Source organism: uncultured Sneathiella sp., from assembly GCF_963976355.1.
Classification (GTDB): Bacteria; Pseudomonadota; Alphaproteobacteria; order Sneathiellales; family Sneathiellaceae; genus Sneathiella.
In genome coordinates, this window is sequence record NZ_CAXBKA010000002.1 from 257,837 (window position 1) to 279,038 (window position 21,202).

The following is a 21,202-nucleotide window of genomic DNA, read 5'->3' on the forward strand; positions in this document are numbered from 1 at the left end:
CTGCCCGTTCACACCCGCCTGTACGGCCATCGAATTAACGTTTTCTACACTCTATTCTGCCAGAATTTGCCGTTAGGGACTGTCCCATGAATTTCAGGAATTTAATGGCAGCAGTAAAAGACAAGGTGGAGATGCGAAACGAAATCGGGCATCGGTCGGAAATCAATCCCGACTATTTCAATCAGGGTAGAGAATCCGACCCTAAAAAGCCGGGGGCCGAGGCCGTGCAGCATTACGAGATCGGCGAGGCAACCGGTTTCCTGAGACCGTTTGGCAAGACTTACCGCGAAGCCCTTGAAAACCTTATCACCGGCAGCATCCAGATTATTGGCCTCGACGAGGTGAAGGCGCAATATGCCGAGCAGTGGGGCCAGATCAAACATAACGTCATGGAGATCGCCGACGCCTATATCAGCCGCAAACTCGGCCGTCACGACATCTTCGTGCCGCTCGATGAAGGGCATTTCGCGCTGCTGTTCGCCGAGGCAACCCGCAAGCAGGCGCTGGAAAAATCAAAAGTCATTGCCCAGGATCTGGTGAACAAGCTGTTCGGCGAGCTGCCGGGCGGGGAGTTGATCTCGGTCGAGGCGGCGATGCTGGAAATCGAGGATTTCGACGGTCTCGACAGGATTCGCTCCCTCGACGGGCTGGTCAAATGCTTCCGCGAGGCGATCGGCAAGGCGAAAGAGCGGGAATCGCGCAGCTTTCAGGAACGGGAAACCGAGCTGAACGTGCGCTTCCGTCCGCTGATCAATGGCCGCAAGGGCTTTGTCGGCATGTATGAAGCGGTCAGCATGACCGAGACGAATGGCGAGAAGGAGGATGTCACCGATGACGATCCGCTGTTCAACGCCTCCCCCCGCTTGCGCGCGGAAATGGACTGCGTGATCCTGCGGGAAGTCGGTGCGGTGCTTGAAAAGCTGGGCGGTCCCGGCAACAAGCCGGTCATCTTCCTCACCGTTCATTTCGAGACGTTGGCCAACAGCTATTTCCGCAGCAAATATGCCCGTATTCTCGCGTCCTTGCCGCGCTATACGGAGCGGCATCTGATCCTCAATGTGCAGGATATCGCCTCGGGCGTGCCCAACAGCCGCTACCGCCAGATTTTTACCTCCCTGCGCCAGCTCGTTCTCGGCTTCACCTTTGAGGTCGGGCCGCACTGGACGGATTTCGCCGCCATTCGCGACCTGCCGATCCTGGCAATCACGCTGGCCGGTCATGAGAGCCTTGAGCTGTCCGAGATCGAGACCCTGTTCCGGCGGGCGCGGGAGAATGGCAAGAAATGCATCTGGCGGTCGCTGGATAATGATGCGCTTGCCCGTTCGGCCTTCAAGATGAAGATCGATTATGTGAGCGGGCCGATTTTCAGTACCCTCCAGCCTGCTCCGGCAAAACCCTTCACGCTTCCGAAATAATCCGGCTATTGCCGCCGGAGGACCGCCGCCATCTCGATATGCGGTGACCAGAGGAACTGATCCACCGGGCGGATCGGGCCGAGACTGTACCCCCCGTCGATCAGCAGGGCGACATCGCGGGCAAAGGTCACCGGATTGCAGGATATGGCCACCACCGTTGGCAGGGTGCTTTTCGCGATTTCCTCGGCCTGCGCCTTCGCGCCGGCGCGCGGCGGATCGAACAGCAAGCCGTCATAGCCATTCAGCTCCTCCGCCAGCAACGGCCTGTGAAAAAGATCGCGTGTCTCCGTGGTGATCGGGCGAATAGCGCGGTTGGCCGCCGCCTGCAGGCCGCTTGCGAGTTCCGCATCGCCCTCCACCGCATGGACGCGGGCGGCCTTGGCAAGCGGGAAGGAGAAACTGCCGACCCCGGCGAAGAGATCGACGATATGCCCGGCGCCGGTAAGAGCCTCAGTCGCGAAAGAGGCGAGGGTTCGCTCCCCGTCCGCGCTCACCTGCAAAAAGCCGCCGGGGGGCAGGGTGACGTCCACACCGGCGAGCGATATGTCGGCGGGCAGGCGGGCCGAGACCACCTCGGGCGGCGCGGTCGCGCCCTGCTGCCAGGAAAGCCGGGAGAGCTCGTTTTCGGCAGTGAAAGCCGCAAGAATTTCGCGCTTCTCAAGGTCCAGATCGGTATCCGCAGTGATCACCAGATCGGGGCCATTGCTCGTCACCGTCGCCATGACCTTCGCCGTGCTGTTGCGCGCGAGAATGGACGGCAGCATCGCCCGGAGGGGCTTAACCAGCGCGAGCAGGCCGGGGGCGAGCAGGGGGCAGTCGCCGACATCGAAAATCTGGTGACTGCGGCGGAGATGAAAGCCGATCATGACGCCTTTCTTGCGTTTCGCGGCGATGAACTCGACCCGGCGTCGGCTTCCGGGCGGGCTGGTGAGCGTCGGCAGGACCTCGGCCTCTGTTATACCGGCCATGGACAGGCTCTCGCGTATTTTCTGGCGTTTCCAGTCGGCGGTAAACTCCGGCGAGAGATGCTGCAGCGCGCAGCCGCCGCAGGTGCCGAAATGGCGGCAGGCGGGTGAAATCCGGTCGGGGCCGGGAGAGAGTATGTCGTCCAGCGTCGCTGCCTGGCCCTTGCCGCGCGCCTCCGTCGGGGTGGCGGTGATCCGGTCGCCGGGGGCGGTGAAGGGGATGTAATAGGTCTGGCCGCCCTCATTGGCGACGCCGTCGCCGCCCGCGCCGATATGATCGATGGTAAGCTCAAGCGTCATGGCGGGCCCCCATCAGGAATTCCCGGTTGCCGTCGCTGCCCAGGATCGGGCTGTCGATCACGCCGAGGGAGCGCCAGCCGGGAACCGCATTGATCCAGCTTTCCATCTCGGACGGTATGGCGTCCAGCAGGGCCGTATCGCGGACGATCCCGCCCTTGCCGACATTGCCCTTGCCGACTTCGAACTGCGGCTTGACGAGGGCGAGCAGATGCGCGCCCGGTGCGGCAAGAAGAAGCGCGGCGGGCAGCGCTTTTTTAAGGGAGATAAAGCTGACATCGGCGACGATGAGGTCGAGCGGTTCCGGAATGAGAGTCCGGTCCAGATCGCGGGCGTTTGTTTTCTCAAGATTGATCACGCGAGTATCGTCGGCTACCCGCGGATCGAGCTGGCCATGGCCGACATCGACGGCATAAACCCGCGCCGCTCCGCGTTCCAGCAGGACCTGGCAAAATCCGCCGGTGGAGGCGCCGATATCGGCGGCGATGCTGTGGGCGGGATCGACACCGAAATGATCGAGGGCGCGGATCAGCTTATGCGCGCCGCGCCCGACCCAGTCCACCTCGGGCATCGAGACGGTGATCTTCATATCGGAGGTGACCTTGCGGGTCGGCTTGGTGATGACGGCCCCGTCGATGGAGACCCGTCCTTCCGCGATCAGGCTTTGCGCCCGGGCGCGGCTCCGGACGAGGTCGCGGCTGACCAGCGCGAGATCGAGCCGTTGCAAGGCGTCGCTCATTGCGCGGGCCTAGAGGGCGGTGCGGTTTTGCGCCTGCGCCGCCGTGCCGGTGCCGAGGGCGGACAGAGCCGCCTCCACGATCTGCCGGCGGTTGAGGCCCGCCTGCTCATACATATCCTCGATCTTCTGCTGGTCGATGAAAATATCCTGCATGCAGAGCGGGCGTATCTTCAGCCCGTCATCGAGCAGGCCATTCATGGCGAGGAACTGCATCACATGGCTGCCGAAGCCGCCGATGGCGCCTTCCTCCACGGTGATCAGCACGTCATGCCGCGCCGCCAGGTTTTCGATCAGTTCTTCATCGAGCGGTTTGCAGAAACGGGCGTCGGCCACACTGGTGGAAATGCCCTTGGCCTCCAGCTCCTCCGCCGCGAGCAGGCTTTCCTTCAGCCGCGTGCCGAAGGAGAGAATGGCGACCTTGTCCCCTTGCTTGATCATACGCCCCTTGCCGATTTCAAGTACCTGTCCTTCTTCCGGCATCTCAACGCCGACGCCTTCGCCGCGCGGATAACGGAAGGCACAAGGCCCCGCGTCATAGGCGGCGGCGGTGGCGACCATATGTTTTAGCTCCGCCTCGTCCGCCGGGGCCATGACCATCATGTTGGGCAGGGTGGCGAGATAGGTGATATCGAAACTTCCGGCATGGGTCGCGCCGTCGGCTCCGACGAGCCCGGCGCGGTCCAGCGCAAAGCGCACGGGCAGGTTCTGGATGGCGACATCATGCACGACCTGGTCATAGGCGCGCTGCAGGAAGGTGGAATAGATCGCAACGAACGGTTTCAGCCCCTCCGTCGCCATACCGGCGGCGAAGGTGACCGCATGCTGCTCGGCAATACCGACATCGAAACAGCGGTCGGCGAATTCGCCTGCGAACTGGTCAAGGCCGGTGCCGTCGGGCATGGCGGCCGTCACGGCGACGATCTTGTCGTCCTTGCGGGCCTCCTGAATCAGGCTCTGGGCGAAGACCTTGGTGTAGGAAGGGGCGTTCGGCGCCGCCTTCGCCTGCGCGCCGGTAATGACGTCGAACTTGGAAACGCCGTGGTATTTGTCGGCCGCCTCCTCCGCCGGGGGATAGCCCTTGCCTTTCTGCGTCACGCAATGGATCAGGATCGGTCCGTATTTCGAATCCCGCGCATTTTTTAGGACCGGGATCAGATGTTCGAGATTATGGCCGTCAATCGGTCCAACATAATAAAAGCCCATCTCCTCGAACAGCGTGCCGCCGGTGACCATGCCGCGGGCGAATTCCTCGGCCCGGCGGGCCGTGCGTTCCAGCGGATCGGGGAGAAGGGCGGCAAACTGCTTCGCAAGCTCACGCAGGCTGCGATAGGACCGCCCCGAAAGCAGGCGGGAGAGATAGGCGCTCATGGCGCCGACGGGTGGTGCGATCGACATGTCATTATCATTGAGGATGACAATCTGGCGCGCATCCATGGCGCCCGCATTGTTCATCGCCTCATAGGCCATGCCCGCGCTGAGCGCCCCATCGCCGATGACGGAGACCACATTATTCTTGCGTCCCTGAAGATCGCGCCCGACCGCCATACCGAGCCCTGCGGAAATCGAGGTCGAGGAATGGGCGGCGCCGAAGGGGTCATACTCGCTCTCGGCCCGCTTGGTGAAGCCGGACAGGCCACCCGGCTGACGCAAAGTGCGGATACGGTCGCGCCGTCCGGTCAGGATCTTGTGCGGATAGCATTGATGCCCGACATCCCAGATCAGCCGGTCCGCGGGCGTATTGAAGACATGATGCAGGGCCACAGTCAGTTCCACCACGCCCAGCCCGGCACCGAGATGCCCGCCGGTGACCGAGACGGCATCGATGGTCTCCTGCCGGAGTTCATCGGCGAGCTGCACCAGTTCGGGCAGAGTCAGGTTCCGCATGTCCTTCGGATATGCGACTGTGTCCAGTAAGGGGGTATCCGGTTTTTTTGTCACTTTACTCACCCGTACTCAATTGCGTCGTTCAATCGCGAAGCGCGCCGCGTCGCGCAGCAGGTCCGCCTTCGCCCCGAAGCCGTCCAGATGGGCGATCGCCTGCTCCACCAGCATACCGGCATGGATCCGCGCTTCCTCCAGTCCCATCAGGGAAACGAAGGTGACCTTGCCTGCGGCGTCGTCCTTGCCGGTCGCCTTGCCCAGTTCCTCCGGACTGCCTTCCGTATCCAATATGTCATCTGCAATCTGAAAGGCCAGCCCTAAATCATGAGCATAGGCCTTAAGGGCCTGAGCCTGTGGCGGAGATGCATGCCCGAGGATGGCCCCGGCCTCGCAGGCGAAGGAGATCAGCGCCCCGGTCTTCAGTCGTTGCAGGCGGGTAATGGTCAGGATGTCGATATCGTCCTGCTCCGCATAGATATCCATCGCCTGACCACCGGCCATGCCACGCACGCCGATGGCGCGAGCGAGCCGCGCTGCAAGCTGGATACGGACTTCGGCCGAGGAATGGGTCTTGGCATCGCCCAGAATCTCGAAGGCGAGGGATTGCAGCGCATCGCCCGCGAGGACCGCCGTCGCCTCGTCAAACTCCCTATGTACCGTCGGTTTGCCGCGGCGCAGGTCGTCGTCATCCATGCAGGGCAGGTCATCATGGATGAGGGAATAGCTGTGGACAATCTCAAGCGCTGAGGCGACCCGCGTCGAATGCAACCGCGGTACGGCGAACAGGTCCGCAGCCTGTATCACCAGAAAGGCACGCAGCCGCTTGCCGCCAGCGAGGACGGCATAGCGCATGGCCTCGTACAGCCGCTGCTCCAGCCCTTCGTTCAGGGGCAGGAAATCCCGCAGCTCCCGGTCCATCAGTTCAGCTGTCTGACGGAGGGCCTTGGCGAAATCACTTTCCATATTACTGTCTCAAATCCGGGATGTGCATGTCTATTCAATGTTTGCCGGTTCAACCGACAGATTGCCGTTCTTGGCCATGATCTTGTCCACCCGTTCCTGCGCGCTGCGCAGCTTGCCCTCGCAATGCTGTTTCAGCAGCGAGCCGCGGGTATAGATATCAATCGACTGGTCGAGATCGACCTGCCCGGAATCGAGCTTTTCAACGATCTGTTCCAGTTCCTTCAGGGCTTCCTCGAAGCTCATCTTGGCTATATCGGCAGGGATTTCCTGACTATTCGTCTCAGACATGATTTCTCCTTTGCCACGTTATACCCTTCTCTTAGGTCCGGAGCAACGCTTTCACATGGGCATCGACCCCCTCGGCCAGCCCTTCAAGGTCATAGCCGCCCTCCAGAACCGAGACGAGCCGTCCGCCGCAATGTTTCTCGGCAACCGCCATCAGCTTTTCCGAGATCCATCCATAATCGGCCCCGTCCAGATTGAGGTTGGCGAGCGGGTCTTTTTCATGGGCGTCGAAACCTGCTGATACAAGTAAAAGCTGCGGATCGAAGCGGGCGAGGGCGGGAAGGATGATATCGTTATAGGCGGCACGGAACTCGGCCGAGCCAGCTCCCGCCGGCAGCGGGACATTGACGATATTGCCGACCCCGGTCTCGCTGGCGGCGCCGGTGCCCGGATAAAAGGGCGCCTGATGGGAGGAGGCGTAGAACAGCCCGGCGTCGGCCTCGAAGATATCCTGCGTGCCGTTGCCGTGATGGACATCGAAATCGACAACTGCCACCCGCTCAAGGCCATATTTCTCCCGCGCGTAGATGGCGCCGATGGCGATATTGTTATAAAGGCAGAATCCCATGGCGCGGTCGGCCTCGGCGTGATGTCCGGGCGGGCGCGTGGCGCAGAAGGTGTTGGTCCCGGGCTGGTCCATCACCTGGTCGACGGCGGCGATGACCGCACCTGCCGAGCGCAGCGCCGCCGCCTGCGATCCCGGCGACATGACGGTGTCCGGATCGAGATTGATGGTGCCGGTCTTTGGCGCTCGTGCCGTAATCAGATCGAGATGGGCCTTTGAATGGGCGAGGGCAAGCTGGTCGCGGGTCGCCATCGGTGCATCGCGCCGTTCCAGCATCGGGAAATTTTCAAGATCAAGCTGATGCAGCACGGCACGCAGCCGGTCGGCCCGCTCCGGATGCCCGGTGCCGGTATCGTGAAACAGGCAATCACGATGGGTGAAAAGATAGGTCGTCATGCTGGTTTCATCCCGTTTTTGCGATTTGATCAATTTTAACTATGTGCAGATTTTTTTATTGCTTTTCAAGCAATTCACACCCAATTCTGTTATGGTGTTGGGGGAACGAAATTGAATTTTAATGGGTAAAACAGCACAAATAATCATCATTCTGGTCATTGCCGCCCTTGGCTATGGTGCCTGGCAGTATCAGGATCGCTTACCCTTTCTGGGCAATGGTACGGATGCACCGGCAGCAAAAACACGCCCGCAACGCCCGCAAAGCGTCATTGTCTCGGCGGTTGTCAATCGTCCGCTGCCCCGCAATATCACGGCGGTTGGCACGGCGCGGGCCAATGAATCCGTGGTTATCACCTCGAAGGTTACGGGCAAAATCAACAAGCTGAATTTTTCCGAAGGCCAGAAGGTTGACGTCAATGCTTTGCTTGTTCAGCTCGACGATACGGAACTGCGGGCCAATTTCACCGAATCGCAGGCATGGCTCGACAATTCCAAAAAACTCTATGACCGCGCGATAAAACTGTATGAAACGCGAAATGTGGCGAAAGCACAGGTCGACCTGCTCTATTCGGAATTCCAGGCTGCGGAAGCGGCGGTTGACGCACAGAAGGCCCGGATCTCAGATTACCGTATTGTCGCTCCTTTTTCCGGTATCCTCGGTTTTCGCGAGGTTAGCGTCGGCTCACTGGTGCAGCCCGGCGTGGCGATTACGACACTGGATGACACGGACACGATCAAGGTGGATTTCGATCTGCCGGAGAACTATATCGCGGATGTCCTGCCGGGCCAGAAATTCAAGGCCCGGAGCGTCGCCTATCCGGACAAGGTATTTGATGGTGCGGTTCAAACAATCTCGACACGGGTCAATGATGTGACGCGGTCGATCCGGGTACGGGGAACCGTCCCCAATGATGATGCGCTGCTGAAGCCGGGCATGTTCCTGTCGGTGGAGTTGCAGGTCAGTATTGACGAAAACGCCCTGATGGTGCCGGAGGAGGCGGTGGTCCTCACGATATCCGGTCCGCTTGTTTATGCGGTCCGGGACGACAGCGCGGTGCGAACTCCGATTAAACTTGGCCGCCGTATCAATGGCTTTGCGGAAATTATTGATGGCCTGGATGAAGGCGATCAGGTGATCGTCGAAGGGCTGCAGAAAGTAAAGGACGGCACGCCGGTTGATGTAACCCAGGCAGTCCAGACGTCCGAGGCTTCCTGATGCGGCTCCCTGAACTTGCGATCAAGCGACCGGTCCTTGCCATCGTTTGTTCGGCCGTTCTGGTGCTGTTCGGCCTGTTCTCCTATCAGTCCTTGAGCGTGCGGGAATATCCGGATGTGGATAGCCCTCATGTCTCCATCCAGACCGGCTATCGTGGTGCAGCGGCGGAGATCATGGAGAGCCAGATCACTCAGGTGATCGAGGACGCCATTGCCGGGATCAGCGGAATCGAACGGATATGGTCGAGCAGCCGGGAGGAATATTCCTCGGTCAATGTCGAGTTCAGCCTCGATCGGGACATCGAATCTGCCACCAATGATGTGCGGGACCGTGTCTCCCGCATTGTTAATCTACTGCCCGAAGAGGCGGACCTGCCGCGTATCCAGAAAGCCGAGAGTGATGCCCAGGCGATCCTCTGGCTGTCCCTGACAAGCGATCGCCTCAACCAGCTTGAACTGACGGATTATGCGGAGCGGACGCTGGTCGATCCGATTTCCACGGTGAACGGTGTGGCTCAGGTCCGTATTGGTGGCGCCCGGCGCTATGCCATGCGCATCTGGCTGGATCCGGCGGCGATGGCGGCGCGCGGCGTCACCATCGGCGATATCGAGGACGCCATCCGCGAGCAGAATGTGCAGATCCCCTCGGGCCGGATCGAATCGAGCATGCGCGAATTCAGCATCAAGACCCGGTCTGACCTCAGAACACCGGAAGAATTCCGCCGGATCATCATTTACGACGAGGTTGAAGGCCGGGTGCATCTGGGCGACGTGGCCCGGATTGAGGTGGCGCCGGAAAATGACCGGACGAACCTGCGTGTAAACGGACGGGCGGGCGTCGGGCTCGGCATTGTCCGTCAGTCCGGCGCCAATGTGCTGGAGGTGGCGAACGGGGTCAAGGAGATTGCCAGACAGCTGGAGCGCAATCTGCCCGAAGGGGTAACTATCCGGACTTCCTACGACCAGTCTGTTTTTATCAGCCAGTCGATCAAGGAGGTGTTTATCGCCCTCGGTATCGCCATGGTGCTGGTGATTCTGGTGATCTTCCTGTTTCTCCGATCCGTCGCGGCGACCTTTATTCCGGCGGTTGCCATCCCGGTCTCGATTATCTCCACCCTGATTATTCTGGCGGCCCTCGATTATTCGGTGAATGTGCTGACCCTGCTGGCGCTGGTGCTGGCCATCGGGCTGGTCGTCGATGACGCTATCGTCGTGCTGGAAAATATCCACCGGCGGATAGAGGAGGGAGAGCCGCCACTGCTGGCCGCCAATCGGGGGGCAAAGCAGGTCGGTTTCGCCGTGATCGCGACGACCATCGTGCTGATCGCCGTCTTCATCCCGATATCGTTTCTGGACGGCACGACCGGGCGGCTGTTCCGCGAGTTTGGCGTGGCCGTTGCCGCCGCCGTCATGTTCTCCAGCTTCGTGGCGCTGACGCTCACCCCGATGCTCTGTTCCAAGCTGCTGGTGGAGGCAAAGAAGGAAGGTTGGTTCTACAGATCGACGGAGCGGCTGTTCACCGGCCTTGCCGCCGGATATGGAAAGCTGCTCGGATGGACGCTTAAAATACCGCTGGTTGTCGTCGCACTGGCCATCGGGTTTTCGGCGCTGGCCTACAGTTTCTATCAGGCCATTCCCAAGGAATTCGCGCCGACGGAAGACCGCGGCGTCTTCTTTGTTTCCGTTCGCGCGCCGGAAGGGGCGACGATGGAATATACGAAGCGCAATGTCGAAAAGATCGACGCGGTCCTGAAACCGCTGGGCGACAGCGGGGAGGCGACGAGCTTTTTCGCCTTTCTCGGCACCTTCCGCCAGCCCGGCCCGACAAACGAGGCCTTCATGTTCGCCCGCCTTGTCCCGTGGGAGGAGAGGGAGCGCTCGCAGCAGGATATCGTCAAAAGTGTATTTCCGGGACTGCTGTCGATTCCCGGTGTGCGGGCCTTTGCCATCAATCCCGGCAGCCTCGGGCAACGAGGGTTTTCCGCACCGGTTCAGGTCAATATCGGCGGGCCGACCTATGACGTGATAAACGGCTGGGTTGACCGGGTGATCGAGCGGGCCCAGGAAAACCCGCAACTTCTCAATCTCGACAAGGATTACGAGGAAACCCAGCCGCAGATCCATGTGGAAATTGACAGGGCGCGGGCATCCAATCTCGGGGTTTCCATCGAGACGATCGGCCGGACACTGGAAACCCTGATGGGGGCACGGAATGTCACCACTTATGATCAGGGGGGCAAGCAATATGAAGTCATCGTCCAGGCGCAGGAGGAAAACCGTCGCACCGGGGATGATCTGACGAATATCTATGTGCGCTCGGAAACGTCGGACCAGCTTATTCCGCTGTCCAGCTTTGTCAGCCTGACCGAGCGGGCAGGACCGGGGGATCTCAACCGGGTTGACCGCCTGCGCAGCGTGCAGATTTCCGCGTCCCTCGGGCCGGATTATTCGCTGGAGGAGGCGCTGAACTATCTGGAAACCCTGATCCGTGAGGAGGCGGGCCAGAACGCGACCATTACCTATGACGGGCTCAGCCGCTCCTACAAGGATTCGAACCAGGCGCTTGTCTTCACCTTTGTGACGGCGCTGCTGGTGGTATTTCTTGCCCTGGCCGCCCAGTTCGAAAGCTTCATCCATCCGCTGATTATTATGACGACGGTCCCGCTCGCGGTGACCGGGGCGCTGGGGTCGATCCTGCTGACCGGCCTGACGCTTAATGTCTATAGCCAGATCGGGATGATCATGCTGATCGGACTGACGGCCAAGAATGCGATCCTGATCGTGGAATTCGCCAACCAGCTCCGCGACGAAGGCAAGGAAATTCTGGTCGCCATCCAGGAAGCGGCGATCATCCGTCTGCGGCCGATCCTGATGACGACGATTTCAACGGCGCTGGGAGCGGTGCCGCTCGCCATTGCCACGGGTGCCGGGGCGGAAAGCCGCGAGGCCATCGGGATCGTGATCATCGGTGGACTTATTTTCTCGACGGTTCTCTCGCTGTTCGTGGTGCCGGTCGTCTATGTGATGCTGGCGCGTTTCAGCCGTCCGTCCGGCTATCTTGCCGCCCGGCTGAACGAGCTTGAAACCACCCATGCCGACAGGCAGAAGCAGACCCTGGCCTAGAGCATCCTGCCGATCCAGCGTACCCGCCCGATGATCAAGAGCTGATCGAGATCGGCATTGCGTATCTGATGTGGCGGATAAAGGTCCTTGTTGTCGCTGACGACATCTATGCCGCCAAAATACTTCTGCAGGCGTTTGATATAAGCGCAATCCTCATAGACGAAGGCCATGATCGAGCCGGAGACATCCTGATCCCTCTGATCGACCAGAACAAGGCTGCCGTCGCTGATGGTTGGTTCCATGCTGTCGCCGCTGACTTCCAGAACCGTCAGTCCCTCAATCGTGCCGCGACCGAGCTTCTGCTGGAGATATGGTCGGGCGAAGGGAATGTAGTCACGGATTTGCAAGCGGTCATTAAGCGTGCCATGGCCCGCCGCGAGACGTGCCTCCACACGGGGGATATAGGTAATTTTTGTCGTTTCGGTTACGGCGATGTTTTTAACGATGCTTCCCCGGCCGGACAACAGCCAGTCGATACTGATACCTAAAAAATTAAGTCTTCTCAATATCTTGCCGCCGGGCAGATTGTTTCCCGCTTCATATCCTTGCCAAGCCTGATGGCTGCAGCCCAGTTTTTCCGAGATTGCCTTTTGGGAAAGCCCAAGAAACTCCCGCGCGTCCCTGATTCGGTTGTAAATCTGCTGATCGCTCATTTTCCGGTTCCATTGCCTAGATATCAAAAAAAATTTACATCTGCCGATACATTAAGAATATTAAGGAAACCAAAAAATATTAACAACAAAACCTATTTTTATATGTGATAGTTATAAATTTATAATGCATAAATTATGTTTTTTCATATATTAGAAAAAGCAACAACACAAGTTTTGACCTTGGGCTTTGGGAAGGGAGAAAGACAGTGAATTCGATAATGGCAGAGGTTATCAACGGGTATGAGTGTGTTCTGAATGGCGAGAAAAAAGGCTTCAAATATCTCATCGATTTGATTGAAACCTATCGCATTACTGATGATGAAATTATATATCTAGTGCATATAGCTGCTGAAATCGTCGAGCGCCGTCAGACTCCAGAACTATCCTTGGTCTCCTGCTATTCCAACTGATTTTTTAACGGCCTCCGGAATCGGTGTTTGATCGCGGGCGTGGTACGGTTATGATACCCGCGGCGCTTATTTCTTGAGGATCGGTTAAATGGCGGAAACAAAGAAAGTTCTATTGCTGACCGGGGCGAGCCGCGGGATCGGCCATGCGACCGTGAAGCGGTTCAGCGCGGCGGGCTGGCGAGTGCTGACGGTGTCCCGCCATGCCTTTTCGGAATATTGCCCCTGGGAAGGGGGCGAGAAGGATCATCTGCAGATCGATCTCGCCGATATCGAGGCGCTGCCAAAGGCGATCGAGCATATCCGTGAAAAGCTGAACGGTGCGCCCCTGCATGCGCTGGTGAATAATGCCGGTGTCTCGCCGAAGGGCCCGGACGGGGCCCGTTTCAATACCCTCAATTCTGTCTATGCCGACTGGCTGCATGTCTATAATGTCAATTTGTTTGCGCCGCTGATGCTGGCACAGGGCTTGTTTGACGAGCTGGTGACGGCCAAGGGCGCGATTGTCAATGTCACCTCTATTGCCGGAGGGCATGTCCATCCCTTCGCCGGGTCCGCCTATGGCACATCGAAGGCGGCGCTTTCGGCGCTGACGCGGGAGTTGGCGGCGGATTTCGGCCCCCATGGCGTGCGCGTCAATGCCATTGCGCCGGGGGAGATTGATACCTCGATCCTGTCACCGGGAACCGAGGACATGATCAAGGATATCCCGCTGCGCCGCCTTGGCAAGCCCGAGGAGGTCGCCGCGACCATCTATTTCCTCTGCGATGCGCCATCCTCCTATGTTACCGGCGCGGAAGTCCATATCAACGGCGGCCAGCACGTCTAGCCGGAGGTAAGACGGTGACGGCTTCCGATAACTACCTGACACGATTGATCGAGCGGTTCTATTTCGAAGCCTGGAACAAAAAGGATGAGGACTGCGCCCGTGAAATTCTGCACGAGAATTTTGATTTTCGCGGATCACTGGGGCCTGTCCGGACGGGGCCGGAGGGGTTCATTCAGTATATGCATGAGCTCTGGGTTGGTTTGCCCGATTTTTTTTGCGAGATAGAAGAAGTGGTGGATGCCGGGGATTGTGCCGCCGCTAAGATGAAATTTTCAGGGACGCATAAGGGACCGTTCTACGGCGTTCCCGGAACCGGCAAGACGATTGTCTGGGCGGGCGGTGCTTTTTTCAAGGGCGATGGTCGTCAGATTACGTCGCTCTGGGTGCTCGGTGATATCGACTCTGTGAAGCAGCAGCTTGGTCCCGCCGCGAATGCCAGTTTTGTTTGAAGTTGAGCCATGAACCTTCCCGGCACAGCAGGATATGTCGAGACGGCGGAGCGGCTGATCCCGCGCTATGAGGCGCTGGATTTCGAGGAGCTGCACGCCGCCATGCTCGACCTGATGCCGGTTGAACCGGTGCGGCTCCTTGATATCGGTGCCGGGACGGGGCGCGATGCCGCCCGTTTCGCAGCGGCGGGGCATCGGGTGACGGCGGTGGAGCCGACGGATGCCTTTCGCGACGCGGGGAGGCGCCTTCATGCTGCCCATGATATCGAATGGATCGATGACGGCCTGCCGGACCTTGCGGCGCTTTCCGGGCGGGACGCGGCCTATGACGCGATCCTGCTCACCGGCGTCTGGATGCATCTTGAAACAGAGGAGCGGTGGCAGGCCATGCCGGTACTGGCCTCCCTTATGGCACCGGGCGCGCGTCTGTTGATGTCGATCCGGCACGGGCCGGTGCCGGAAGGGCGCCGGATGTTCGAGGTGACGGGCGCGGAGACTATTGCCCTTGCTGAAAGGCAAGGCCTACGCCTGATCCGCGAGCGGCATACAGAATCCATTCAGCCGGAGAACCGGGCCAATGGTGTGCACTGGACAATGCTGGCCTTCGAGCGATAAATCTCTGCTGCCTAAAAAGCAGGCTCCTGTTCCCCTATGAGTATTTTTTGAGCAGTTTTCTGCCCTCCGCGACCAAATTCCCATAAAAATCAAGGGCCCGCGAGGTGGCATCCTTCTTGCTGATACAGAGATATTAGGGAGAAAGGTGCCTTGGAATTCAGGTTCTTTGAAATTTACCGCAGCGGGGAATATCTCTCCCTGCTGGCGGAAGGGGCGGGATTAAGCGCGGCGCTGGCCATCGGCGGCGGTCTGATGGGGCTGGCCCTGGCAACGCTCCTCGCGTCTTTTCGCTATTCGAAGATACCGGTCCTGCAGCAGATTTCCGCAGGCTATACGGAGTTCATCCGCAACACGCCGCTAATCGTGCAGCTCTTTATCGTGGCTTTCGGCCTGCCGCTGCTGCTCGGTTATCAATGGCCGTTCTGGGGCCATGCGCTGCTGGCGCTGACCATCAATTTTTCCGCCTATTTCGCCGAAATCCTGCGCGCCGGCTTTAACGCCGTTCCGAATGGTCAGATCGAGGCGGCGGCCTCTCTCGGACTCAAGAAACCGGTGATCTTCCGCAAGATCATTTTCCCGCAGGCCGTTGCGATGATGTATCCCTCGCTCAACAGCCAGTTCATCTTCCTTTTCCTGACCACGGGCGTGATTGCCGAGATCGGGGTCAGGGACCTGATGTATGCGGGACTGTTCATCGACAGCCGGACCTTCCGCTCTTTCGAGGTGTTTTTCACCATTACCATCATTTACATCCTGATGGCGCTCCTGTTCAAGACGCTGCTGCAACTCCTCCACCGCGGCCTGTTCAAATGGAAGGCAACGCGATGAAAGAGGCATTTGTGGCCGTTCTCGGAAAGCCGTTCGGTATTGTCCTGTTCCAGTTGATCGACGCGACGCAGTTCACGATCTATCTCTCCCTCATCGCCTTTATCGGCGGCGGCATCGTTGGGCTGCTGATCACCCTTGTGAAGACCTCCCCGTCGCGATATGGCAAGATAGCGGCGACGAGCTATATCTGGACCTTCCAGTCCGTGCCGCTGCTTTTGATGCTGTTCCTGCTCGGCCTCGGTATTCCGCGGCTGTTCGGCATCGTGATCGATCCGTGGCTGGCCGCCGGAATTGCGCTTACCGTTTACGCCAGCGCCTATCTCGCCGATGTCTGGCGCGGCGCGGTGGAGGCAGTGCCGACGGGCCAGTGGGAAGGGGGCCGCTCCCTCGGTCTCGGTTTCCTGCAGATTGTCCGCCTGATCATCCTGCCGCAGGCCTTTCGGCTCTCGCTTGCGCCGACCGTCGGCTTCATGGTGCAGATCATCAAGGGCACCTCGCTCGCCTATATCATCGGCTTTCACGATCTGATGAATGTCGGCAAGCGCTGGGCCAATGCGCCGGTTACGGGGACCGAGCCCTATATTATCTTTCCGATCATGGCGCTGATCTATTTCTGCCTCTGTTTTCCCTTGTCCTACTGGTCCCGATACCTGGAGCGGAAGCTCGGGTCGGTGCCGAAAAGGAAGCTTCCGACAACCGCGTGACACAACACCCAGGCATGGGACCATGCATCAACAGGAAAGGAGTTACTTCATGATAAAAACTTTAAAAACCGGCCTTCTGGCCATGGCGATTGCGGGGATGGCCGTGATCAGCCAGGCATCGGCCGACCTCTCCGAGGTATTGGAGTCGGGCACGGTCAAGATCGCCATTCCGGAAAACTTCCCGCCCTTTGGTTCCCTCGGTGCGGAAGGGGAATATGTCGGCTATGACGTCGATGTCGCCAAGATGATCGCCGAGGACCTCGGCGTCGAGCTGGAACTGGTGCCCGTCACCTCGAAACAGCGTATTCCCTTCCTTGAAACCGACCGGGTCGATCTTGTCATCTCCTCCATGGGAGCCAATCCGTCACGGGCGAAATCCATCTGGTTTTCAAGCGCTTACGCACCATTCTTCTCAGGTGCTTTCTCGGCTTCCGAGATGGAAATCTCCTCCCTCGCCGATCTCGCGGGCAAGAAAGTCGGCGTGACCGGCGGCACGCTTGAGGATCTGGAACTCACGGAAAAGGGCCCGGAAGGGATCGAGGTTGTCCGCTTCGGCGATAACGCAGCGACCTTGTCCGCCTATCTCTCCAAGCAGGTCGACGTGCTGGTGACCGGCAATACGGTGGCGGCGCAGCTTTCCTCCGATAATCCCGGCCTTGATATCGAAACCAAGTTCATCATCAAGGAAAGCCCGGCTTTTATCGGCATCAAGAAAGGGCAGCTCGATCTTCTGCAATGGGTGAATGTCTTCATTCTGCACAAGAAACTCGGCGGTCAGCTCAACGAGCTGTCGGAGAAATGGCTGGGGCAGGAACTGCCACCGCTGCCGTCTCTCTGATCCGGCAGATTACACGCAAGCGGGAAGGGGCCATGCGCCCCTTCTTTCTTTATAAAGAGAGCTTCCGGCGCCCGGTTATTGATAGAAAGTCCTGAGAAGCCGGACGGCGACATGCGGATTTTCGACAATAGACGGATCCGTGAAGCGCCCGTTTTTAAAGTCGGCAAATTCCGGAACATCCTTTAAATCATCGGGATTCAGAGTTTGAAAACCCATCGACCAGCCCTGGAAAATGCGATTGTCCGCTTCTTCCTCGCAAAGCGTAATGATTCCGTTATGCCGCCTGTCTTCGCTGATCCGGTCAAAGGTTTTCGCAACGATTTCCGGTTCGCCTTCAAGCACTTGCATGAAGCTGCCGTCCTTGTAGAGCAGCATACCCGTCACATCGTTCATGGCATTGTTGGTCCGGCTTGCGTCCAGAATACCCTTCAGTTCGGCGTCATCCAGAAGATGGCTCGCCGAGCTAACATATATGAGATAGTGCATGATGGACGCTCCTTTGACGATCGCGGGAGATGGTTAAGCCTAGCCTTTCTGCCTGTTCTTGCTTAGCGCTGTCGGGAGGATGGCGTCAACCCCTTCCCGGTTAAACAGCCCAGTATCCTGTCCATATCACATGCATTTCAGGACCGGTTGAGCTTGAGCAGCACGGTGCCGAGCACGGTCATGAAGATGGCGCAGAGCTGGGTCAGGCTGAGCCGTTCCTTCAGGAAGAAGACGCCGAACAGCAGCGCGAAGATGATGCTGGTTTCGCGCACCGCGGCGACAAGCGCGATGGGGGCGACCGACATGGCCCAGATCACCGCCCAGTAGGCGGCAAGGCTGAGCAGCCCGCCGACAAGCGCCGGTTTCCAGATCGGGCGGCAGTCTGCAACGATGGCCCGGCCGCGCCGGAGCGCAAGATAGGCGATGATCGGAAAGCCGTCGAGCGCCATCATCCACCCCGCGTAGCTGTGGGCGTCCCCGGCGAGGCGGGCACCGACACCGTCGGTCACCGTATAGCCGGCAATGAAGATCCCGGTCCCGAGGGCGCAGAAAACCGCGGTCGGATTGCGGAGGTTCTGGCCGTTGCGGGTGATGGACAGGCTCATGATCCCGATGGCCATGATGATGATGGCGATCCAGGCGAGCTGGCTCAACTGCTCGCCGACGATGAAGACGGAGACTGCCGCCACGATCAGCGGTGCCGAGCCCCTTGCCAGCGGATAGACATGGCTGAGGTCGCCATATTTATAGGCGGCGATCAGGAACAGGTAATAGCCGTTATGCAGCAGGATGGAGAGGGCGATATAGGGCCAGCTTTCCCGCGCGGGCAGATCGAGAAAGGGCAGGGTGACCACCGCGCCCATGCCGCCACATGCCACCAGCAGCGCCATGAACAGGGTACGGTCGTCATTCTTTTTGACGACAGTGTTCCAGGTCGCGTGGAACAGTGCCGCGATCAGCACAATGATAAAAACCGGTAACGCCACGAACTACTCTCCGAATATCCTTGATGCGGCCTCAGTCGTTGCGCCAGTTTTCCGCAAAAGCCATGGCGGCGGCATCGTCCAGCCCCTTGGTGAAGCGGTCGAACATCTCGTCGATTTCGCTCTCGGTGATGATCAGCGGCGGGCAGAGAGCGAGGTTGTCCCCGGCGACCGCACGGCTGATCAGGCCGGCCTTCTGCATGGCCTCATAGGCCTTGGTTCCGGCCTTGAATTTCGGATCGAATGGCCGCTTGGTCTTCTTGTCGGCGACCAGCTCGACCGCGCCGATCAGGCCCGTCGCCCGGACCTCGCCGACCAGCGGATGATCGGCAAGCGCGTTGAACCGCTCAACGAAACGTTTCGAAACATGCCGCACATGACCGAGGATGTTCCGCTCCTCCATCAACTCCATGGTCCGCATGCCGACAGCGGCGGGAACCGGATGCCCGGAATAGGTGAAGCCATGGGCGAAGGCGCCGTGCTTCTCGCTCTGCTTGACCATTTCGTCGAAAATTTCCTCGGAAACCATCACGGCGGAAATCGGCAGATAGGCGCCGGAGAGGGCCTTGGCGCAGGACAGGATATCCGGCTCGATATCGAACACCTGCGATCCCCACATCCGGCCCGTGCGGCCAAATCCGCAGATCACCTCATCGGCGATCATCAGGACATCATATTTGCGCAGCACCGTCTGGATTTTCTCGAAATAGGTGGCGGGCGGAATGATCACACCGCCCGCGCCCATGATCGGCTCGGCGATGAAGGCGGCGACCGTATCCGGCCCTTCCTTCAGGATCAGCTGCTCCAGGTCGTCGGCGCAGCGGGCGGCAAACTCCTCTTCCGTCTCACCGTCCTTGCCAAAGCGGTAGTAATGCGGGCAGGAGGTATGCAGGATATTCTGGATCGGCAGGTCGAAATCATTATGCAGCGGTGGCAGGCCGGTCAGGCTGGCGGCGGCCACCGTCACCCCGTGATAGGCCTTCTGCCGTGAAATGATCTTTTTCTTCTTCGGGCGGCCGAGGCTGTTGTTGTAGTACCAGACCAGCTTAACCACCGTGTCATTGGCCTCGGAACCGGAATTGGCAAAAAAGACCTTCGAGAATTTTGCGGGCGCAATGTCGAGCAGTTTCTCGGCAAGGCGGATGCCCGGTTCCGTCGATTTGCTGGCGAAGGAGTGATAAAAGGGCAGCTTGCGCATCTGCTCGATCGCGGCGTTGATCAGTTCTTCCTCGCCGAAACCGAAGGAGGCGCACCAGAGGCCGGCCAGCCCCTCGATATATTCCTTGCCGTCCTCATCATAAACATGCACGCCCTTGCCGGTCTCGATGATCAGCGGACCTTCCTTTTCATGGGTGGACAGGTTCGTATAGGCGTGGATCAGGCTTTTGGCGTCGCGGGCGGCGAGGGAATTTCCCTGAAGTAAGCTGGGGCTGCTCATTGCAATATCCTCGGTTAGTTTCTTTAGTATTGCTTATATGTAGAACCTATATCCGGGCGCTGTCAAAGACCGTTTGTAACATTCTTGTCTGCGTGACGGGATCATGGCTTAATAGGCGAGGTAGAAGGGAGTGCAGTTGTATGGTTGAGACTTTTACATTATCCGGCGTCGATGGCCTGCCGATCCATATAAACTACTGGCAGGGCGCCAAGAAGCCGAAGGCAATTGTGCAGATTGTCCACGGAATGGCGGAACATAGCACCCGCTATGCGGAATTCGCAGCCGCGCTCAATGAATTCAGCTATGCGGTGTATGCCAACGACCTGCGCGGACACGGGCAGAGCATTCCACCGGGGCAAGCGCCCGGCCATATGGCGGATGCGGACGGCTGGAACATGGCGGTTGAGGAGCTTTACATGATGAATCGGGAAATCGCGGTCCGGCATCCGGGCCTGCCGATTCTGCTGTTTGGCCATTCCATGGGCTCCTTCATGGTGCAGCAATATATGGCGGAGCATGGGGAGACCATCGCCGGGGCGGTGCTGTCGGCGACCAACGGGCCGCCGGGTCCGATCGGCTGGGCCGGGCAGCTGCTGGCGCGGTTTGAAAAGCTCCGCTTCGGCGCCAAGGGGTACAGCCCGGTCATCGCGAATATGACCTTCAAGACCTTTAACAAGCAATTTGCGCCGAACCGGACGGAATTCGACTGGCTCTCGCGCGACGAGGGGGAGGTCGATAAATATATCGCCGATCCGCTCTGCGGTTTCGATTGCTCGGTCGCCACCTGGATCGGCCTGATGGATGCCTTGCCGCGTATTGCGAGCGGCGGCGCGCTCAGGAAAATGAACCGGCAGATGCCGGTTTTTATCTTCAGCGGCAGCGAGGATCCGGTTGGCGAGAATACCAAGGGCGTAAAGCGTCTGCTTGCCGCCTATCACCGGTATAATTTTACCCGCGTCACCCATAAATTCTATGTCGGCGGACGTCATGAAATGCTCAATGAGATCAACCGTGATGAGGTGTTCACCGATATCATCGCCTGGGCCAACAGCGTGACCTGACGGGGTTTTATCGGCTGGACTTGTCCGGGGCGTTATCTTAAGGTTTTTTCCGCTCTTCATAACAAGG

Annotated in this window: 21 protein-coding genes; 11 read left to right on the forward strand and 10 right to left on the reverse strand. The window is 59.1% G+C overall.

Annotation, left to right across the window (positions count from 1 at the left end; genetic code table 11):
• The first annotated feature begins 104 nt into the window (after window positions 1-104).
• A complete protein-coding gene (locus tag AAC599_RS04965) occupies window positions 105-1,415 on the forward strand; it encodes a hypothetical protein (protein ID WP_340149300.1) in 1,311 nt (436 codons plus the stop codon).
• Between the two features lie 5 nt (window positions 1,416-1,420).
• Here AAC599_RS04965 and AAC599_RS04970 read toward each other — a convergent pair whose 3' ends face one another.
• The 6 genes from AAC599_RS04970 to AAC599_RS04995 are packed head-to-tail and all read right to left on the reverse strand — an operon-like array spanning window position 1,421 to window position 7,506.
• Entirely contained in the window at window positions 1,421-2,680 is a 1,260-nt protein-coding gene (locus AAC599_RS04970; protein ID WP_340149301.1) for a class I SAM-dependent RNA methyltransferase, read from the reverse strand.
• Window positions 2,670-3,416, reverse strand: a complete 747-nt coding sequence (locus AAC599_RS04975) for a TlyA family RNA methyltransferase (RefSeq protein ID WP_340149302.1) — start codon at window positions 3,414-3,416, stop codon at window positions 2,670-2,672. Before AAC599_RS04975 ends, AAC599_RS04970 begins: the two co-directional genes overlap by 11 nt.
• A gap of 9 nt (window positions 3,417-3,425) precedes the next feature.
• Window positions 3,426-5,354, reverse strand: a complete 1,929-nt coding sequence (gene dxs, locus AAC599_RS04980) for a 1-deoxy-D-xylulose-5-phosphate synthase (RefSeq protein ID WP_340149303.1) — start codon at window positions 5,352-5,354, stop codon at window positions 3,426-3,428.
• A gap of 15 nt (window positions 5,355-5,369) precedes the next feature.
• Complete coding sequence (locus tag AAC599_RS04985; RefSeq protein WP_340149304.1) at window positions 5,370-6,260, reverse strand: polyprenyl synthetase family protein; 891 nt, start codon at window positions 6,258-6,260, stop codon at window positions 5,370-5,372.
• 30 nt (window positions 6,261-6,290) lie between these two features.
• Entirely contained in the window at window positions 6,291-6,548 is a 258-nt protein-coding gene (locus AAC599_RS04990; protein ID WP_340149305.1) for an exodeoxyribonuclease VII small subunit, read from the reverse strand.
• A gap of 31 nt (window positions 6,549-6,579) precedes the next feature.
• On the reverse strand, window positions 6,580-7,506 hold the full coding sequence (locus AAC599_RS04995; protein ID WP_340149306.1) for a histone deacetylase family protein: 927 nt from the start codon (window positions 7,504-7,506) through the stop codon (window positions 6,580-6,582).
• A 121-nt stretch (window positions 7,507-7,627) separates the two neighbouring features.
• Between AAC599_RS04995 and AAC599_RS05000 the strand changes: the two genes are divergently transcribed.
• A complete protein-coding gene (locus tag AAC599_RS05000) occupies window positions 7,628-8,722 on the forward strand; it encodes an efflux RND transporter periplasmic adaptor subunit (protein WP_340149307.1) in 1,095 nt (364 codons plus the stop codon).
• Window positions 8,722-11,844 carry an efflux RND transporter permease subunit gene (locus AAC599_RS05005; protein ID WP_340149308.1) on the forward strand — a complete coding sequence of 1,041 codons (3,123 nt, stop codon included), beginning with the start codon at window positions 8,722-8,724 and terminating at the stop codon, window positions 11,842-11,844. The genes AAC599_RS05000 and AAC599_RS05005 overlap by 1 nt, the downstream gene beginning before the upstream one ends.
• On the opposite strand, the gene AAC599_RS05010 is transcribed toward AAC599_RS05005, so the two are convergent.
• Window positions 11,841-12,497: a S24 family peptidase gene (locus tag AAC599_RS05010; protein WP_340149309.1), complete on the reverse strand. Its 657-nt coding sequence runs from the start codon at window positions 12,495-12,497 to the stop codon at window positions 11,841-11,843. The two genes, AAC599_RS05005 and AAC599_RS05010, sit on opposite strands and share 4 nt — an antisense overlap.
• Window positions 12,498-12,715: 218 nt before the next feature.
• On the opposite strand from AAC599_RS05010, the gene AAC599_RS05015 reads away from it, so the two are divergent.
• The 7 genes from AAC599_RS05015 to AAC599_RS05045 all read left to right on the forward strand — a co-directional run bounded on the left by AAC599_RS05015 (window position 12,716) and on the right by AAC599_RS05045 (window position 17,167).
• Window positions 12,716-12,907, forward strand: coding sequence for a hypothetical protein (locus AAC599_RS05015; protein ID WP_340149310.1), 192 nt, complete (start codon window positions 12,716-12,718; stop codon window positions 12,905-12,907).
• An 88-nt stretch (window positions 12,908-12,995) separates the two neighbouring features.
• Window positions 12,996-13,733 carry an SDR family oxidoreductase gene (locus AAC599_RS05020; RefSeq protein ID WP_340149311.1) on the forward strand — a complete coding sequence of 246 codons (738 nt, stop codon included), beginning with the start codon at window positions 12,996-12,998 and terminating at the stop codon, window positions 13,731-13,733.
• A 14-nt stretch (window positions 13,734-13,747) separates the two neighbouring features.
• Entirely contained in the window at window positions 13,748-14,182 is a 435-nt protein-coding gene (locus AAC599_RS05025; protein ID WP_340149312.1) for an ester cyclase, read from the forward strand.
• 9 nt (window positions 14,183-14,191) lie between these two features.
• Entirely contained in the window at window positions 14,192-14,797 is a 606-nt protein-coding gene (locus AAC599_RS05030) for a class I SAM-dependent methyltransferase (RefSeq protein WP_340149313.1), read from the forward strand.
• A gap of 150 nt (window positions 14,798-14,947) precedes the next feature.
• On the forward strand, window positions 14,948-15,625 hold the full coding sequence (locus AAC599_RS05035; RefSeq protein WP_340149314.1) for an amino acid ABC transporter permease: 678 nt from the start codon (window positions 14,948-14,950) through the stop codon (window positions 15,623-15,625).
• A complete protein-coding gene (locus AAC599_RS05040; RefSeq protein ID WP_340149315.1) occupies window positions 15,622-16,329 on the forward strand; it encodes an amino acid ABC transporter permease in 708 nt (235 codons plus the stop codon). The genes AAC599_RS05035 and AAC599_RS05040 overlap by 4 nt, the downstream gene beginning before the upstream one ends.
• Window positions 16,330-16,378: 49 nt before the next feature.
• Entirely contained in the window at window positions 16,379-17,167 is a 789-nt protein-coding gene (locus tag AAC599_RS05045; protein WP_340149316.1) for a transporter substrate-binding domain-containing protein, read from the forward strand.
• Window positions 17,168-17,242: 75 nt separating this feature from the next.
• On the opposite strand, the gene AAC599_RS05050 is transcribed toward AAC599_RS05045, so the two are convergent.
• From AAC599_RS05050 to AAC599_RS05060, 3 genes are all read right to left on the reverse strand, one after another.
• On the reverse strand, window positions 17,243-17,653 hold the full coding sequence (locus tag AAC599_RS05050) for a BLUF domain-containing protein (RefSeq protein ID WP_340149317.1): 411 nt from the start codon (window positions 17,651-17,653) through the stop codon (window positions 17,243-17,245).
• 137 nt (window positions 17,654-17,790) lie between these two features.
• Window positions 17,791-18,639: a DMT family transporter gene (locus tag AAC599_RS05055; RefSeq protein ID WP_340149318.1), complete on the reverse strand. Its 849-nt coding sequence runs from the start codon at window positions 18,637-18,639 to the stop codon at window positions 17,791-17,793.
• A 31-nt stretch (window positions 18,640-18,670) separates the two neighbouring features.
• On the reverse strand, window positions 18,671-20,074 hold the full coding sequence (locus tag AAC599_RS05060) for an aspartate aminotransferase family protein (RefSeq protein WP_340149319.1): 1,404 nt from the start codon (window positions 20,072-20,074) through the stop codon (window positions 18,671-18,673).
• Between the two features lie 140 nt (window positions 20,075-20,214).
• Between AAC599_RS05060 and AAC599_RS05065 the strand changes: the two genes are divergently transcribed.
• A complete protein-coding gene (locus AAC599_RS05065) occupies window positions 20,215-21,135 on the forward strand; it encodes an alpha/beta hydrolase (RefSeq protein WP_340149320.1) in 921 nt (306 codons plus the stop codon).
• The last annotated feature ends 67 nt before the right edge of the window (window positions 21,136-21,202 follow it).

What these genes read in the sequence shown, in the direction of transcription:
- AAC599_RS04965 (WP_340149300.1), top strand. Translation starts at nt 105, where the DNA reads ATGGCAGCAGTAAAAGACAAGGTGGAGATGCGAAACGAAATCGGGCAT.
- AAC599_RS04970 (WP_340149301.1), bottom strand. Translation starts at nt 2,680, where the DNA reads ATGACGCTTGAGCTTACCATCGATCATATCGGCGCGGGCGGCGACGGC.
- AAC599_RS04975 (WP_340149302.1), bottom strand. Translation starts at nt 3,416, where the DNA reads ATGAGCGACGCCTTGCAACGGCTCGATCTCGCGCTGGTCAGCCGCGAC.
- AAC599_RS04985 (WP_340149304.1), bottom strand. Translation starts at nt 6,260, where the DNA reads ATGGAAAGTGATTTCGCCAAGGCCCTCCGTCAGACAGCTGAACTGATG.
- AAC599_RS04990 (WP_340149305.1), bottom strand. Translation starts at nt 6,548, where the DNA reads ATGTCTGAGACGAATAGTCAGGAAATCCCTGCCGATATAGCCAAGATG.
- AAC599_RS04995 (WP_340149306.1), bottom strand. Translation starts at nt 7,506, where the DNA reads ATGACGACCTATCTTTTCACCCATCGTGATTGCCTGTTTCACGATACC.
- AAC599_RS05000 (WP_340149307.1), top strand. Translation starts at nt 7,628, where the DNA reads ATGGGTAAAACAGCACAAATAATCATCATTCTGGTCATTGCCGCCCTT.
- AAC599_RS05005 (WP_340149308.1), top strand. Translation starts at nt 8,722, where the DNA reads ATGCGGCTCCCTGAACTTGCGATCAAGCGACCGGTCCTTGCCATCGTT.
- AAC599_RS05010 (WP_340149309.1), bottom strand. Translation starts at nt 12,497, where the DNA reads ATGAGCGATCAGCAGATTTACAACCGAATCAGGGACGCGCGGGAGTTT.
- AAC599_RS05015 (WP_340149310.1), top strand. Translation starts at nt 12,716, where the DNA reads ATGGCAGAGGTTATCAACGGGTATGAGTGTGTTCTGAATGGCGAGAAA.
- AAC599_RS05020 (WP_340149311.1), top strand. Translation starts at nt 12,996, where the DNA reads ATGGCGGAAACAAAGAAAGTTCTATTGCTGACCGGGGCGAGCCGCGGG.
- AAC599_RS05030 (WP_340149313.1), top strand. Translation starts at nt 14,192, where the DNA reads ATGAACCTTCCCGGCACAGCAGGATATGTCGAGACGGCGGAGCGGCTG.
- AAC599_RS05040 (WP_340149315.1), top strand. Translation starts at nt 15,622, where the DNA reads ATGAAAGAGGCATTTGTGGCCGTTCTCGGAAAGCCGTTCGGTATTGTC.
- AAC599_RS05045 (WP_340149316.1), top strand. Translation starts at nt 16,379, where the DNA reads ATGATAAAAACTTTAAAAACCGGCCTTCTGGCCATGGCGATTGCGGGG.
- AAC599_RS05050 (WP_340149317.1), bottom strand. Translation starts at nt 17,653, where the DNA reads ATGCACTATCTCATATATGTTAGCTCGGCGAGCCATCTTCTGGATGAC.
- AAC599_RS05060 (WP_340149319.1), bottom strand. Translation starts at nt 20,074, where the DNA reads ATGAGCAGCCCCAGCTTACTTCAGGGAAATTCCCTCGCCGCCCGCGAC.
- AAC599_RS05065 (WP_340149320.1), top strand. Translation starts at nt 20,215, where the DNA reads ATGGTTGAGACTTTTACATTATCCGGCGTCGATGGCCTGCCGATCCAT.